This window comes from Caballeronia sp. INML3B (assembly GCF_023631305.1).
In the GTDB taxonomy this organism is placed as follows: Bacteria; Pseudomonadota; Gammaproteobacteria; order Burkholderiales; family Burkholderiaceae; genus Caballeronia; species Caballeronia turbans.
Genome location: NZ_JALQDI010000059.1, coordinates 105,712 through 119,859 on the forward strand (window position 1 = coordinate 105,712; position 14,148 = coordinate 119,859).

Below are 14,148 nucleotides of genomic sequence, written 5' to 3' on the forward strand. Positions count from 1 at the left end.
AAGTCAGCCTCGCTTGCGTTGCACATACACCGCGGCGATGATGATCGCGGCCTTGAGCACGAGCGCGGCGGCATCCGGAATGCCGTGCGCGAGTAGCGTGTAACGCAATAACTGAATGATGAGCGCGCCGATCAGCGTGCCCGTGATGTACGCCTTGCCGCCCGTCAGCGCAGTGCCGCCGACCGCCACCGCCGCGATCGCATCGAGTTCGACGCCCAGACCCACGACGTTCGCATCCGACGATGAATTCACCGATATCGAAATGAGCCCCGCGAGGCCCGCGAGCGCGGCGCATGCCGTGTACGCGATCATTTTCACGCGCGCGGTCGGAATGCCGGAGAGATACGCGGCATCCTCGTTGCCGCCCGTCACGAGCAGGTATTTGCCGAAGAGCGTCTTGCGCACGATCCATGTGAACGACGCGACGAGCGCGAGCATCAACAGGATCTGGAACGGCACGCCCGCGACCTTGCCGAGCGCGATCCACTGAAACGCCGGATTGTTGAACGCCTGCAGACTGCCATCGGTGACGACCTGCGCGATGCCGCGTCCCGCGATGAACAGCACGAGCGTTGCGACGATCGGCTGCACGTTCAGGCGCGTCACGAGAAAACCGTTGAAGACGCCGCACGCGGCAGCGGCGATGACCGGCAACGTGAACGCGAGCAGAACGCCGGGTGGCCCGTCGATATTCATGAAGAGCATCGGCGCGAGCGCACCGGCGATCGCCATCGAAGCACCAACCGACAAATCGATGCCGCCTGTTGCAACGACGAGCGTCATGCCGATGCCGACGATCACGATCGTCACCACTTGCGTGAGGTTCACGTTGAACGTCTGCAACGAAAGAAAGTGCTGCGTGAAGATCAGGTTGAAGACGATCATCGCGAGTAGCACGGCGACTTCGCGCTGAATCGCGACGCCGCGTTTTTTCTTCACGGGCGCCTGCGCGATCGGCGCGGCGCGTTGGGTGTCATCGATCATGTCTGGCTTCCTCCACCGCTTCGGCGAGTGTCGATTCCGCGCCCGCGCCGTAAGCGATCGCGTCCATGATGGAGGCCTCGTTCATCTGCGCACCGTCGAGTCGCGCGACCGTTTCGCCATCGCGTATCACGACCGCGCGATCGGCCACGGCGGTGAGTTCTTCCAGTTCCGATGCGGACAGCAGCACCGCAAGGCCCGCATCGCGCAGCTCACGCACGATCTTTGCGACATCGGCTTTCGCGCCGACATCGATGCCGCGGGTGGGTTCATCGAGCAGCAGCAGGCGAGGGTGCGTCGCGAGCCAGCGCGCGAGCAGTACCTTCTGCTGATTGCCGCCCGAGAGTTCACGTATCGGCTGGTCCGGCGAACGCAGCTTGATGCCGAGCGATTCGACAAAACCATCGACGATCTCGCGCTGCTTCGAGACGTCCACCACGCCGCGCTTCGTCAACGCAGGCAGGCACACGAGCGTGAGGTTGTCGCGCACGGAGAGCTCCGGCACGATGCCTTCGGCCTTGCGATCTTCCGTCAGATAAGCGATGCCGCGCGCGATCGCATCTTTCGGCGATTTGAACGCGGCGCTCTCGCCGCCGACAGCGAGCACGCCCCTCGCCGGACGATCCGCGCCGAAGAGAAGGCGCATCGTCTCCGTGCGTCCCGAGCCGAGCAATCCCGCGAGACCGACGGCTTCGCCCGCGTGCACATCGAGCGATACGTCCGTGACTTTCGCGCCCGCGGCGAGGCCTTGCGTGGAGAGCACGACGGGCCCGCGCTTCGCTAGATTCGCTTCTTTCACCGCGCTGTCCTCGTGCACCACGGCGGCGAGCGTGCGGCCGAGCATCGTCGTGACGAGCTTCAGCTTGTCCATCTCCTGCATCGAATTTTCGGCGACGGTCTGACCGTCTCGCATCACGGTGACCCGATCGCACAGTGCATAAAGTTCATCGAGCCGATGCGACACGAAGGTCACCGCGCGCCCGTCATCGCGCAAACGGCGCACGACGTTGAAGAGCAGTTCGACCTCGCGTTCGTCGAGCGAAGACGTCGATTCATCCATGATGACGAGCTTCGCATCCGACGACACCGCGCGTGCGAGTGCGACCATCTGCTGAATGGCGGTCGAATACTCGCGCACGGGCTTCTTCACATCGATGCGTAATCCGAATGATTCGAGCAATTCAGCCGCACGCCGCTGCACGGTCTTCCAGTCGATGAGACCGAAACGGCGCGGCTCGCGTCCGAGAAATATGTTCTCCGCGACCGAGCGGAACGGCACGAGATTGATCTCCTGATAGATCGTGCTGATGCCCGCTTCGCGCGCGTCCTTGGGCGTGCGGAAATCGACCTCGCGGCCATCGAAGCGGATCGTGCCCGCACTCTTGCGATATGCGCCCGTGAGAATCTTGATGAGCGTGGATTTGCCCGCGCCGTTCTGGCCGATGAGCGCGTGCACTTCGCCGGCCGCAACTGAGAGGCGCGCGTGTTTGAGCGCCGCGACGCCGCCGAACGCGATGTCGATGTCCTGCATGTCGAGAAGGGGAGTCTGAGCCATGCCGTGAGTCCGTCGAAATGAAAAAGCGAGCGCCTTCGATCAGGCGCCCGCAAGACACACACGCTTCGCTCAATACCCGTACTGCATGCTCGCGTCGACGTTGCTCTTGTCGTAGAAGCGATCCGAGACCTTTACCCACGGCGGAATCGTCTCGCCCTTCGCGTACTTCTGCGCGACATCGCATGCGAGCGGCCCGAAGAACGGGCTCGACTGCACGCTCGCGCCGAGTTCGCCCGCCTTGATCGCCTCGAGGCCGCCCTTGGTACCGTCGATCGTCACGAGGACGATGTCCTTGCCCGGCTGCTTGCCCGCCGCCTTGATCGCGGCGATCGCGCCGAGGGCCATTTCGTCGTTATGGGCGTAGACGGCGGTGACATCCGGATGCGCCTGCAGAAGCGTCTCCATCACCTGGCGGCCCTTGTCGCGCGCGAAATCGCCGCTTTGCGACGCGACGATCTTCATGCCCGGATTCTTCGCGATGACTTCGTCGAAGCCCTTCTTGCGATCGTTCGCCGCGGAGGCGCCCGTCGATCCTTCCAGTTCGATGATCGTCGCCTTGCCGTTCGTCGCCTTCACGAGCCAGTCGGCGGCGCGGTGCCCCTGATCGATGAAGTCCGAGCCGATGAACGTGATGTAATCCTTGCCCGCCTTCGCCATCGACTGGTCGATGTTGCGGTCCACGAGAATCACCGGAATGCCCGCCTTCTTCGCCTGCATCACGACGGGCACGAGCGGCTTCTCTTCACGAGGCGGGAACACCAGCAGATCGACATGCTGCGCGATCATGCTCTGGATGTCCGAGACCTGTTTGGCCGCCGAGCTGTTGGCATCGGTCATGACCATCTGCCAGCCGCATTTCGCGGCGATCTCCTTGAAGCTCTTGGTTTCCGCGAGTCGCCACGGGTTGTTGCTCTCCGTCTGGGCAAAGCCGACCTTCAACGGCTTCTTGTTCGGGATTTTCGGCAGTCCGTCATCGGCGGCGTGGGCGGCGGTGAAGCCGGCTGCGAGCGTCAGTGCGGTCAGTGCGGCGGCGAGCGGGCGCAGGCCCATGCGCGATTTCTTCTCTAGCGACAGCATGTCTTCCTCCATAGGATGGTTTGCCTTTTTGGTCGTGCCGATGCTTGTGTTGCCCGGTCTGCCTGCTGCGAGAGTAGTCATGCGTACTACGACTTCGGCGATTGTTTCATTGCCGTTTATTAACGTCTAATCACTAATAATATTAATTGCGAGTTGCCGGGCTTCGGCGATTTCCCTGACAGAGCCGCGCTCGATCAGCGGTCCGTCGAGTTTCACGGTGCGACGCCGCACCGGCGCGCCTGCGGCGCGGTTCTCTTCCTCCTGTAGCAGCGTCTCGACCGCCCAGCGCCCAAGCTCGTAGTTCGGCAGCACGACGGTGGAAAGCGGCGGATGCGTATGCCGCGCGATCTCCTGATCGTCATACCCGAGCACGGAGACGTCGTCCGGCACGCGCAGGCCGAGCTGCTTCAGCGCCTCGATTGCGCCGAGCGCCATCAGGTCGTTCGCGCAGAAGATCGCGGTCGGCGGGCTCGGCTCGCGCATCAGCGAGAGCGTGTGCTCGAAGCCGGTGTCCGGGCTCCAGTCGCCTTCGCGCACGAGTTCGGGCGCGAACGGCAGATCGGCCGTCGCGAGCGCGGTCCGGTAGCCCTTCAGCCGGTCGCGCGCCGCGTCCTGCCACGGTTCGCCGTTGATATAGCCGATGCGCTTGTGGCCCGCGGCGAGGAGATGATCCGTCGCGGTATGGCCGCCCGCGACTTCGGCGGGCACGACCGACGACACGCTTGCATCGCTCGTATAGCAGTTGAGCAGCACGGTCGGAACTCTGGCGAGCACCGCTGGCAGCGTCACCCGGCGCGTGTAGACCGTCGCGTAGACCACGCCCAGCACGTTCGGATTGCCGAGCGTCGCGTCGAGCACGCGCGCCTCGATTTCCGCGTTGCCGTGCGTCGAATAGACCGCGAGCATGCGGCCATTGGCAAAGGCGGCATCGCGTGCGCCGTCGATGCTGACGACCGGATGCGGGCTCGTCGAAATTTCGTCGGCGAGATAAACGATCAGATTGCGTTCGCCCTGACTCTTCAGTGCCGTGACCGGCTCGCGCTGCGTCATGCGATAGCCGAGTTCCTGCGCGGCGCGCAGCACCTTGTCGCGCGTGGTGTCGGAAAACTTCGCGCCGCTTGCGTTGTTGAGCACGAGCGAGACCGTCGATTGCGACACTCCGGTGAGCTTCGCGATGTCGGTCATCGTCGGGCGGCGTTGCGTGGATTTTTTCATCGTGTGCGCTGCGTGCGGCGTCTGGACCCTGCGCGGACGACGTCGCGCGGGACGGAAAAACTTGCCATTAATATTAGTGATGAACGACGCGGAAAGCACGTGTTTATTGGGCATTTCAGATCAGGGTTTTCACCGGTTATGACTAATAATATTGACGAACGAATTACACGCGTGCGATTCTGTTCTCACACTCGCAATGAGGAGATTGCGCATGCGCAAATACGACGAGACCACGCGAGACGCGTTCGCCGAAGCGTTCGAACGAGACGGCTTTCTGCTTCTGCGCGACCATTTCCCGCGTGCGGCGCTCGAAGCCTGGAGGGATGCGTTCGCGCCGCTTCTGCAACCGCACGTCGATGCGGCACGCGAAGCATCGACGAGCGGGAATCGCGGACCGGGCCGCTACTACGTCACGCTGCCGTTCGAAGGCGTGTTCGCGGATCCCTCGATCTTTTGCGATGAAGACATCGTCGGCATCGTCGAGCGAGTGGCCGGGCGCGATCCGGTAATGTGCCAACTCGCCACCGATACGCCCGTAGCCGGCTCCGAGTACCAGGACTGGCATCGCGATACACCGCCGCTTTTCGACGACGCACCCGAGACGCCTTCATTCCAGCTTGCGGTGAATTTCCCGCTCGTCGATGTCGATGCGCGCAACGGCCCGCTGGAAACGACGCGCGGCACGCATCGCATGTCGCGGGACGAAGCGCTGGCGGGCCTCGAAGCAGGGCGCTTCGCTGCCGAGCAAGTGCCGATGAAAGTCGGCGACGTGATGATTCGCGATGTTCGCGGGCTGCATCGCGGCACGCCGAATCTGAGCGGCGATCCACGTCCGATGGTGGTGATCGGCTACAGCCGCGCGTGGTACTTCCGGCCCGAGGTGCATATCGACGTGCCGCGCGACGTGTTCGCCGAACTGCCTGCGCGAGCGCGGCGTCTGTTGCGCTTCAATCCCTTGGTCGAGAAGACGGCGCGCACCTTCGACGAAAGCTACCGGCAGTTCGCGTATTGAGCGCCGCGCCGTCGGATACGCTCGTCGAGCTGCGTCACGGCACCCGGCGCGTACTGCTCGCGCCGCACGTGGGCGGATCGATCGCGGCCTTCGACGAAACACGCGATGGCCGTTCGATCGACTGGCTGCGTCCCGCGACGCCTGCCGCGCTCGACGCGCGCGATCCGCTCGGCATGGCGAGCTTTCCGCTCCTGCCGTATTGCAACCGCATCCGAGATGCGCGTTTCAGTTTCGGCGGTGCGATCGTCGATCTGTCCGGCGACGGCAATGCCTTCGCTCATGCGCTTCATGGCAACGCATGGCGCTTGCCGTGGAAAGTGGTCGAGGGGTCGAACTCGCGCGCGCGTTTGCATTTTTTGCACGCGCCTTCGGGTGCAGCGGGGCATCACTGGCCGTTCGCGTATGAAGCGACTCAGGACATCGTGCTCGATGCACACACGCTAACCGTCACGATCTGCGCGCGCAACCTGTCCGATCGGCCGATGCCCTTCGGCATGGGGCATCACCCATACTATCCGCGCACGCGAAACACACGCGTTCACGCACGCGTCGCCGCGATGTGGCATAGCACGCCGGATCTGCTGCCGACGCACGCGGGCGCGCATCCGTGCGTCGATGCGATGGCGTCGAAAGAAGGCATGTGCCCGGATGCGTTCGATCTCGACAACAACTTCGCGGGCTGGTCGCGTACGGCGACAATCGCGTGGCCGGACGAAGGGCGCGCGATCACGTTGAGCGCCGAGGCGCCGTTCGATCACATGGTGGTGTACGCGCCGGCGTCGCATCCCGATTTGCTCTGCGTGGAGCCGGTGAGCAACGTGGCGGATTGGGTCAATCTCCATGTCGATCACGCGATGAAGGGCGGCGCGGTGTTGAAGCCGGGCGAGTCGGTCACCGCGTCATTCGCGTGGACGACTCGCTTCGGGTAGAACTCCGCTCGCTTACTGACCGAAGAAGATGTCGCAGCGCGGCGTCGCGGCGCAGCCGGTCTGAGCGCGCCCGCTCGCGGATGCGCCTGCGCCGGCGGTCATGCCGCCGTAAGCGGCGTCATCGGCCTGGGCCGCGGGCATGGCGGCCGTCTGCTGCTCCGGCGCGGCCTGCGACATGTACATCGGGCGCATCGTCTGAACGAGTTGCTGCGCATCGGCGGGCATGCCCTCGGCATGTGCCGCACCGATGCCGCCGACGTTGGCGACGACCGCGCATGCGGCCATCATCGCGAAAAGTGTTGGACTGACTTTGGACTTCATGCTCCAGCTCCTTGAACGAAATGCACAAGCAGCCGGGAACACGATTCTCGGACTCCTTGCCGCTTTGTCGATGGATGGGTTCGAGCGCAACGGCCAATGGCAAAAGATGCGCTACCCGGCGCGACGAAAGAAGACGCGTCGAGTGCAACGCATGGCGCTCAGTGGCTACGTTACGGCGATGAAGGAGCGGGAGAAATCCCTATTTGGTAGGGATGCTTCGGTAGGGTGCTGAAGAACATCAAAAACGCGCTCGGGCAAGCAAGTAGCCCGAGCGCGTTGAAGCAACGACTTCCAAACGCTTAGTATGACTTGGCAGCGCCGCCGCTCGACGTACCCGAGTCGGAACTGCTCTTCTTGTTCTTGTGCATCTTGCTGCTTTGGGACGAGTCCATTGTGTTTGCGCCCGATGCGCCCGAGGTCGTGCCCGTCACACCGTTGGCGTTGGGCGTGCTCATCCCGGTTCCGCCTTGACCCGCTCCGTTGCCACCCGCCGTGCCGCCACCTGCGCCGCCGCCCGCGCCTTGCGCGAACGCCGCGCCCGACAGACTCAGAATCATGGCCGAAACAAGCAGACTTCTCTTTGCGTTTTTCATGGTTTCCTCCCGTTGATCGATGGTCTCGATACGCTCCGCCTCGCAGAATGCTGCAGCGTCGCCGTTTGACTTGCGCAATCGCCGTGCCGCCCGCGAGCGCGCGGCAATGGCGGTGCATCAGACCATGCTGCGGGAAACGACGCGATCGTTACGCAAGCGCCTCGTCACACCATTCGATGGCCCACGCGCGCGCGCAATGCACGGCATCGGATTCGGTCGCGAACGCATCGAGTTCGCCGGATTCGAAAACTTCCACGTGCGCCGCGTGTTCGTCCGGCAGATGCGTGATCTTCGCGTGAGCGTAGTAGCTGCCGTCCTGGTCGTGACGCGCGGTGCAATCGATATGGAAAGTCTTGTAGTCGAATCGCATAAAAAAGGCTCCGGGAAATGTGTTTCGCGGGCAGGCGCGAAGCGTGCGCAAGCGTATTTGCGTTTGACTCCTCACCTCTCGTGACATACTGTATATACATACAGTATCATATGCAAGATGGACCTTTCCGAAAAGCTCGAAATCCTTGCGGACGCCGCCAAGTACGATGCTTCATGCGCGAGCGGCGGCGCGCCGAAACGTGAGTCGCGCGGCATCGACGGTCTCGGCGCCAGCACCGGTTCGGGCATCTGCCACAGCTTCACGCCTGACGGCCGCTGCGTGTCGCTGCTCAAGATTTTATTGACGAACTTTTGTCTTTACGATTGCCGCTATTGCATCAACCGGCGGTCCAGCAATGTGCCGCGCGCCCGTTTCACGCCGGAGGAAGTCGTCAGCCTGACGCTCGACTTCTATCGCCGAAATTACATCGACGGACTGTTCCTGAGCTCCGGCGTGATTCGTTCTTCGAACTACACGATGGAGCAACTCGTCCTCGTCGCGAAGACGCTGCGCGAGAAGCATCACTTTCGCGGCTATATCCATCTGAAGACGATTCCCGATGCCGACCCGGAGATCATCGCGCAAGCGGGACGCCACGCCGACCGCCTGAGCGTGAACATCGAGTTGCCGACCGAAATCAGCCTCGAGCGTCTCGCGCCCGAAAAAAGCGGCCGCACGATCAGGCTGGCGATGGGCAACATTCGCGTCGCGCGGGAGGAGTCGGAAGTCGAGCCGCGTGCGCCGCGTTTCGCGCCGGCGGGGCAGAGCACGCAAATGATCGTCGGCGCCGACGAAACCGACGATCGCACGATCCTCGGCACCGCTGAGACGCTATACGGCTCATATCAGTTGAAGCGCGTGTATTACTCGGCGTTCAGCCCGATTCCCGACAGCCCGTCGGGGGTGCCGTCGCAAGCGCCGCCGCTCCTGCGCGAGCATCGCCTGTATCAGGCGGACTTTCTGATGCGCGGCTATGGATTCGGCGCCGCCGAACTGCTCGGCGATGCCGGCAATCTGCCGCTCGATGTCGACCCGAAGCTCGCGTGGGCGCTCGCGCATCGCGACCGCTTTCCCGTCGATCTGAATGCCGCGCCCGCGCGCATGATTGCGCGTGTGCCCGGCATCGGCATGCGCAATGCGAAGCGCATCGTCGAGCTGCGGCGTGCGCGGCGCGTGCGTTATCAGGATCTCGTGAAGTTGCGCTGCGGCATGGACAAGGTGAAGCCTTTCGTCGTGACGGCGGATTACCGGCCGCCGCTTGCCGAGTCGCCGTCCGAAAATCTTCGGCGCGCGCTGGCCACCGGTCCCGTGCAGCTTTCGCTGATCTGATGCACGTCATCGTCATCGACGACGATTTCGACGCATGGCGCGTCGCCGCGCTCGATGCGCTCGCGCAAGGACTCACGCCCGAAGCGATCGACTGGCGCACGCCGGAGGCGCAGCCGGCGCTGTTCAGCGAACCGGCGCCCGCGGCCAACGCAGCTCACGGGCCGCAAATCCGCGTGTCACGCGAACTCGCGTCGCTTTTGAAGGACGCCGCGCATTTCCGCGATGCCCGCCGCTGGAGCTTCCTCTATCGCGTTCTCTGGCGCTGGGCGCAAGGCGACCGCGCAGTTGCGTCGCCCGCCGATGAAGACGGCGCGCGCCTCTACAGGATGGCGAAGGCGGTGCGCCGGGCGCAGCACGACATGATCGCGTACGTGCGCTTCCGGCAGCGCGAGGCATCGCTCGGCGCCCCCGAATATGTGGCGTGGTACGAGCCCGGCCACGACGTCCTCGCCTGGGGCGCGGAGCATTTCGCGGCACGCATGGGACGCTCGACGTGGCTCATCGCGACGCCCGACGGCGCCGCGATGTTCGACGGCGAGCGCCTGCAACTGGAACGCCGCCCCGCGCTCGCATCGGATCATGCGAGCGATACGCCCGACGCGGCCGAAGCGCTCTGGATGACCTACTACCGCAGCATCTTCAATCCCGCGCGCCTGAACGAATCCGCACTCGAACAGCACATGCCGGTGCGTTTCTGGAAAGGGCTGCCGGAAGGTGCGCTGATTCCGCAACTCGTGAGCGCTGCGCGCGGCGGCGCACGTCGCGTCGCGCAGGCGCAGCGCGTCGGCGCGCTCGGCGGCAAGGCGGTGCAGGTACAGGCGCGGGACGCACAACCCGAACGCGACGCGCCCACGTCGCTCGACACGTGCCGCCGCTGCGATCTGTGGCGCAACGCGACGCAGGCGGTGCGCGGCGCGGGCCCGGCCGATGCGCGCATCATGCTGCTCGGCGAACAGCCCGGCGATCAGGAGGATTTGAAGGGCGAGCCGTTCGTCGGCCCGGCGGGGCAACTGCTTCAAGAAGCGATGCAGCGCGCCGGCATGCCGCGCGAGCAGGTCTATCTGACCAACGCGGTGAAACATTTCAAGTGGGAGCCGCGCGGCAAGCGGCGTCTGCACAAGACGCCCGCGCAACAGGAAGTCGAAGCGTGTTCGTACTGGCTCGAACAGGAATTGCACGAGGTCGGCGCGCGCGTGATCGTTACGCTCGGCGCGACGGCGTTGACGGCGCTTTTCGGACGACGCGCGACGCTATCCGCGCATCTGGGACGCGTCGTGCCGTATCGGGATAAACAGGTTGTCGCGACGTATCACCCGTCGTATGCGCTTCGGCAGAACGACGAAGCCGCGCGCGAGCGAACCGTCGCGGCCATCGTCGAGGCGCTCGAACGGGCGCGCGAGCTCATCGGCAGATAAGCCCGGAACGAGCTCAGAACGCCGCGCGAATCACGCCGCCGTCCGCGCGCAACGCCGCGCCGTTCGTCGCCGATGACAACTCCGAGCACACATACGCCACCATGTTCGCGATTTCCTCGGGCGTGATGAAGCGCTTGAGAATCGAGGTCGGCCGCGCTTCTTCGAAGAACTGCGTCTCGAAGTCCTGAAAGCTCTTGCCCCCCGAAAGTTTTTCGACGAACTCGGTGACGCCCTCGGAACTCGTCGGCCCCGGCAGCACTGAATTGACCGTGACGTTCGTGCCCTCGCACGTTTCCGCGAGACCGCGCGCGAGGGATATCTGCGCCGATTTCGTCATGCCGTAATGAATCATCTCGACGGGAATCTGGATGCCGCTCTCGCTGCTGATGAACACGACGCGGCCCCAGTTCTTCTCCTTCATCTTCGGCAGATACGCACGCGACAGTCGCACGCCCGACATGACATTGGCATTGAAGAAGCGCAGCCATTCCTCGTCGGGGATCTCCTCGAATGGCTTCGGATCGAAGATGCCCATGTTGTTGACGAGAATATCGACATGCGCAAAGCGCTTCACGAGGTCGTCGACCTGCGCGGCGTCCGAGACGTCGCCCGCGAAGCCTTCGGCCTGCGCGTTCGGCACGAGTTCGCGCAGCTTCGCGAGCGCCGCGTCGACGGACGCCTGCGAGCGGCCGTTGATGATCACGCGCGCGCCTTCACGCGCCAGCGCCACGGCGATGGCATGCCCGATGCCTTTCGTCGAACCGGACACCAGCGCGAGCCTGTTGGCGATCTTGAGATCCATTTCTGCTCCTTCGAACGAGTTTGCGGATTGCGTCGACGTCCAGGCGCGACGGGTTCGGAGGATGGTAACCAGAACCGGGCTGGTTTGCAGAAGTCACGCGCATCAGCGGTCGACGTGCCCTGGTTAGTTAGGAAAACAAATGAATATGTTGCCCTTCGGAAATGCGGTCCCTCGCATGATTTGTATCTGTCAGAGGATTGCGCGAACATCCCGCGCGGCCCATGAAACTCCGCGACATAAATGCCCGATGGCCAGCGCTGCGGCCTTCGGCCATAGTTGCACCTGCGTGATCGAGAGCGAAAACAGCACAGAGAACCGAGAGCCGCATCACGCATCCCGAATCCACTCATTCATGATTCCCGGCGCGGCCGGTACGGAGGTGCAACATGTCCAACCCGATCAAATTCTCGTCGCTCAATGCGGTCTTCAAGAAAGCGCGCGGCGCGGCGCTGGCCGGATTCATCGTCGGCACGGCGCTGCTTGCCGGATGCGCGAGCAATCCCGCACAAGCCTCGGGCCAATACAACCAGTACGGCGGCCAATACGTGCAGACCGTCGCGGCCGTGCCCGCCGTGCGTCCCGACACCATCTACGTCTATACCTTCGCGAGCGATTCCAGCGACGTGAAGCTCGACAATCACGGCCTGATCTCGAAGATCGGTTCCGCAATGTCCGGTGATTCGCAGGCGCAAAAGCAGGCGCAGGACGCCGTCGCGGCGCGCGATGAGGTCGCGAACGAAATCGTCGCGAAGCTTCAGTCGATGGGCCTTCGCGCGGTCCGCGCCGACGTGCCGCCGCCGCAAGACCAGAACGTGCTCGAGGTCGTTGGCAACATCAGCACGATCGACGCGGGCAATCGTCGCCGCCGCATGGTGATCGGCCTCGGCGCGGGCGAAAGCAAGGTCGGCGCGACCGTGCAGCTCGTCTTCAAGCCGGCGCACGGCGCGCCGCAACTGCTCGAACAGTTCGACGCGAAAGCCGACAGCGGCCACGCGCCGGGCGTCGCGGAAATGGCGGGCATCGGCGCGGCGGCGGGACATGTCGCGACTTCGATCGCGGTGTCGGGCGGGCTGCATGCCCTATCGGAGACAAAGCACGCAGGCGTGTCGTCCGATGAAAAGCGTCTCGCCGACACCATCGCCAAACAGATCGTGAAGCTCGGCCAGGAGCAGGGCTGGATGGCGGCGAAGAGCTGATCGAAGTCGAAACATGCGTGGTCCGGAAGCTGCTTGCACTATGATTCCGGACGAATGTTCGCTTTGCGAGGCCCGCGCATGCTGACGATTGCCCTGATTGTCCTGACCGTTGTGGCGACGCTCGTCGTCGTGCTCGTGATTGCGAATCTGACGAGTGGCGAGAAGAAGATCGAGCACAAGATCGAACGGCTCTACGCGAGCGACGATCCGCAATTCATACGCTCGATGGGTCTGCTGCTCGGACCGCCCGTCATCGGCGGAAACCGCTTCGAGGTGCTCCTGAACGGCGACGCGATCTTTCCGTCGATGCTCGAAGGCATCCGCGCGGCGCGAGAAACGATTACCTTCGAGACCTTCATTTACTGGTCGGGCGCGATCGGCGAGCAGATTGCCAGCGCACTGTCCGACAAGGCGCGCTCGGGCGTCGCGGTGCATGTGCTGCTCGACTGGGTCGGCTCGTCGAAAATGGACAAGCGCTACCTGCAGATGTTGCGCGAGGCGGGCGCGGAGGTGATCCAGTATCACAAGCCGCACTGGACGGGACTCGGGCGCATGAACGACCGGACTCACCGCAAGCTGCTGGTGATCGACGGGCACATCGGGTTCACGGGCGGCGTCGGCATCGCCGAGGAATGGACCGGGCACGCGCAGGACGAAAAGCACTGGCGCGACACGCATTTTCGCGTCGAAGGCCCCGCGGTCGGGCAGATGCAGGCGGTGTTCATGGACAACTGGGTCAAGGCGACGGGCAACGTATTGCACGGCCCCGCCTATTTCCCGCATATCGACGCCGCGGGCGACGGCTTCGCCCACATGTTCAGCAGTTCGCCCTCGGGCGGCAGCGACGACATGCAGTTGATGTACCTCATGGGGATCACCGCCGCCACGCACTCCATCCATTTGTCGAGCGCGTACTTCGTGCCGGACAAGCTGACCATCAACGCGATCGTCGAGGCGGCGAAGCGCGGCGTGCGCGTGCGCATCATCACGCCGGGCAAGCGCATCGACACGCACACGGTACGCGAGGCGTCGCGCGCGTGCTGGGGCGATCTGCTCGCGGCGGGCGTCGAGATGTACGAGTATCAGCCGACGATGTTCCACTGCAAGCTCATCGTGGTCGACGAATATCTGGTTTCGGTCGGCTCGACCAACTTCGACAGCCGCTCGTTCAAGCTCAACGACGAAGCCAACCTCAATATCTACGACCGCGATTTCGCGCGTCGCCAGACAGCGATTTTCGACGACGACGTCGCCCAGTCGAAACGCATCACGCTCGATGACTGGCGCCGCCGTTCGCTCCCGGAAAAGCTGCTGGAGCGCGTTGCCGCGCTGCTCGATTCGCAGCTTTGATGT

Annotated in this window: 14 protein-coding genes; 6 read left to right on the top strand and 8 right to left on the bottom strand. The window is 63.8% G+C overall.

What is annotated here, in order from left to right; all coding sequences use genetic code 11:
* Positions 1-3 precede the first annotated feature (3 nt).
* From NCS58_RS26285 to NCS58_RS26300, 4 genes are all read right to left on the bottom strand, one after another.
* A complete protein-coding gene (locus tag NCS58_RS26285) occupies positions 4-984 on the bottom strand; it encodes an ABC transporter permease (protein ID WP_061116336.1) in 981 nt (326 codons plus the stop codon).
* On the bottom strand, positions 974-2,536 hold the full coding sequence (locus NCS58_RS26290) for a sugar ABC transporter ATP-binding protein (RefSeq protein ID WP_250477809.1): 1,563 nt from the start codon (positions 2,534-2,536) through the stop codon (positions 974-976). The genes NCS58_RS26285 and NCS58_RS26290 overlap by 11 nt, the downstream gene beginning before the upstream one ends.
* Before the next feature lie 69 nt (positions 2,537-2,605).
* Positions 2,606-3,613 (bottom strand): ABC transporter substrate-binding protein, encoded by a 1,008-nt coding sequence (locus NCS58_RS26295; RefSeq protein ID WP_061116524.1) that lies wholly within the window; start codon positions 3,611-3,613, stop codon positions 2,606-2,608.
* A gap of 126 nt (positions 3,614-3,739) precedes the next feature.
* Positions 3,740-4,828: a LacI family DNA-binding transcriptional regulator gene (locus NCS58_RS26300; RefSeq protein ID WP_250477811.1), complete on the bottom strand. Its 1,089-nt coding sequence runs from the start codon at positions 4,826-4,828 to the stop codon at positions 3,740-3,742.
* A 211-nt stretch (positions 4,829-5,039) separates the two neighbouring features.
* Here NCS58_RS26300 and NCS58_RS26305 point away from each other — a divergent pair, with 211 nt between their 5' ends.
* A complete protein-coding gene (locus NCS58_RS26305; RefSeq protein WP_061116339.1) occupies positions 5,040-5,840 on the top strand; it encodes a phytanoyl-CoA dioxygenase family protein in 801 nt (266 codons plus the stop codon).
* On the top strand, positions 5,837-6,769 hold the full coding sequence (locus NCS58_RS26310; RefSeq protein ID WP_061116340.1) for an aldose 1-epimerase: 933 nt from the start codon (positions 5,837-5,839) through the stop codon (positions 6,767-6,769). Before NCS58_RS26305 ends, NCS58_RS26310 begins: the two co-directional genes overlap by 4 nt.
* Before the next feature lie 12 nt (positions 6,770-6,781).
* Here NCS58_RS26310 and NCS58_RS26315 read toward each other — a convergent pair whose 3' ends face one another.
* The 3 genes from NCS58_RS26315 to NCS58_RS26325 all read right to left on the bottom strand — a co-directional run bounded on the left by NCS58_RS26315 (position 6,782) and on the right by NCS58_RS26325 (position 8,053).
* A complete protein-coding gene (locus tag NCS58_RS26315; RefSeq protein WP_250477812.1) occupies positions 6,782-7,090 on the bottom strand; it encodes a hypothetical protein in 309 nt (102 codons plus the stop codon).
* 299 nt (positions 7,091-7,389) lie between these two features.
* Positions 7,390-7,683: a hypothetical protein gene (locus tag NCS58_RS26320; protein ID WP_086960751.1), complete on the bottom strand. Its 294-nt coding sequence runs from the start codon at positions 7,681-7,683 to the stop codon at positions 7,390-7,392.
* 148 nt (positions 7,684-7,831) lie between these two features.
* Positions 7,832-8,053, bottom strand: coding sequence for a hypothetical protein (locus tag NCS58_RS26325; RefSeq protein WP_061116342.1), 222 nt, complete (start codon positions 8,051-8,053; stop codon positions 7,832-7,834).
* A 117-nt stretch (positions 8,054-8,170) separates the two neighbouring features.
* On the opposite strand from NCS58_RS26325, the gene NCS58_RS26330 reads away from it, so the two are divergent.
* Complete coding sequence (locus tag NCS58_RS26330) at positions 8,171-9,382, top strand: putative DNA modification/repair radical SAM protein (RefSeq protein WP_061116343.1); 1,212 nt, start codon at positions 8,171-8,173, stop codon at positions 9,380-9,382.
* Entirely contained in the window at positions 9,382-10,797 is a 1,416-nt protein-coding gene (locus NCS58_RS26335) for a UdgX family uracil-DNA binding protein (RefSeq protein ID WP_250477813.1), read from the top strand. Before NCS58_RS26330 ends, NCS58_RS26335 begins: the two co-directional genes overlap by 1 nt.
* A 13-nt stretch (positions 10,798-10,810) precedes the next feature.
* On the opposite strand, the gene NCS58_RS26340 is transcribed toward NCS58_RS26335, so the two are convergent.
* Complete coding sequence (locus tag NCS58_RS26340) at positions 10,811-11,599, bottom strand: SDR family NAD(P)-dependent oxidoreductase (RefSeq protein ID WP_061116345.1); 789 nt, start codon at positions 11,597-11,599, stop codon at positions 10,811-10,813.
* A 386-nt stretch (positions 11,600-11,985) separates the two neighbouring features.
* Between NCS58_RS26340 and NCS58_RS26345 the strand changes: the two genes are divergently transcribed.
* Together NCS58_RS26345 and cls are read left to right on the top strand one after the other, a co-directional pair.
* Positions 11,986-12,795, top strand: a complete 810-nt coding sequence (locus tag NCS58_RS26345; protein ID WP_061116346.1) for a DUF4410 domain-containing protein — start codon at positions 11,986-11,988, stop codon at positions 12,793-12,795.
* Positions 12,796-12,873: 78 nt separating this feature from the next.
* Entirely contained in the window at positions 12,874-14,145 is a 1,272-nt protein-coding gene (gene cls / locus NCS58_RS26350; RefSeq protein WP_061116347.1) for a cardiolipin synthase, read from the top strand.
* Positions 14,146-14,148: the final 3 nt, after the last annotated feature.

Excerpts from the sequence above, each read along its gene's own strand:
- NCS58_RS26330 (WP_061116343.1), top strand. The coding sequence starts at position 8,171 with ATGGACCTTTCCGAAAAGCTCGAAATCCTTGCGGACGCCGCCAAGTAC.
- NCS58_RS26300 (WP_250477811.1), bottom strand. The coding sequence starts at position 4,828 with ATGAAAAAATCCACGCAACGCCGCCCGACGATGACCGACATCGCGAAG.
- NCS58_RS26305 (WP_061116339.1), top strand. The coding sequence starts at position 5,040 with ATGCGCAAATACGACGAGACCACGCGAGACGCGTTCGCCGAAGCGTTC.
- NCS58_RS26295 (WP_061116524.1), bottom strand. The coding sequence starts at position 3,613 with ATGCTGTCGCTAGAGAAGAAATCGCGCATGGGCCTGCGCCCGCTCGCC.
- NCS58_RS26315 (WP_250477812.1), bottom strand. The coding sequence starts at position 7,090 with ATGAAGTCCAAAGTCAGTCCAACACTTTTCGCGATGATGGCCGCATGC.
- NCS58_RS26290 (WP_250477809.1), bottom strand. The coding sequence starts at position 2,536 with ATGGCTCAGACTCCCCTTCTCGACATGCAGGACATCGACATCGCGTTC.
- NCS58_RS26325 (WP_061116342.1), bottom strand. The coding sequence starts at position 8,053 with ATGCGATTCGACTACAAGACTTTCCATATCGATTGCACCGCGCGTCAC.
- NCS58_RS26345 (WP_061116346.1), top strand. The coding sequence starts at position 11,986 with ATGTCCAACCCGATCAAATTCTCGTCGCTCAATGCGGTCTTCAAGAAA.
- NCS58_RS26320 (WP_086960751.1), bottom strand. The coding sequence starts at position 7,683 with ATGAAAAACGCAAAGAGAAGTCTGCTTGTTTCGGCCATGATTCTGAGT.
- NCS58_RS26285 (WP_061116336.1), bottom strand. The coding sequence starts at position 984 with ATGATCGATGACACCCAACGCGCCGCGCCGATCGCGCAGGCGCCCGTG.
- cls (WP_061116347.1), top strand. The coding sequence starts at position 12,874 with ATGCTGACGATTGCCCTGATTGTCCTGACCGTTGTGGCGACGCTCGTC.
- NCS58_RS26335 (WP_250477813.1), top strand. The coding sequence starts at position 9,382 with ATGCACGTCATCGTCATCGACGACGATTTCGACGCATGGCGCGTCGCC.
- NCS58_RS26340 (WP_061116345.1), bottom strand. The coding sequence starts at position 11,599 with ATGGATCTCAAGATCGCCAACAGGCTCGCGCTGGTGTCCGGTTCGACG.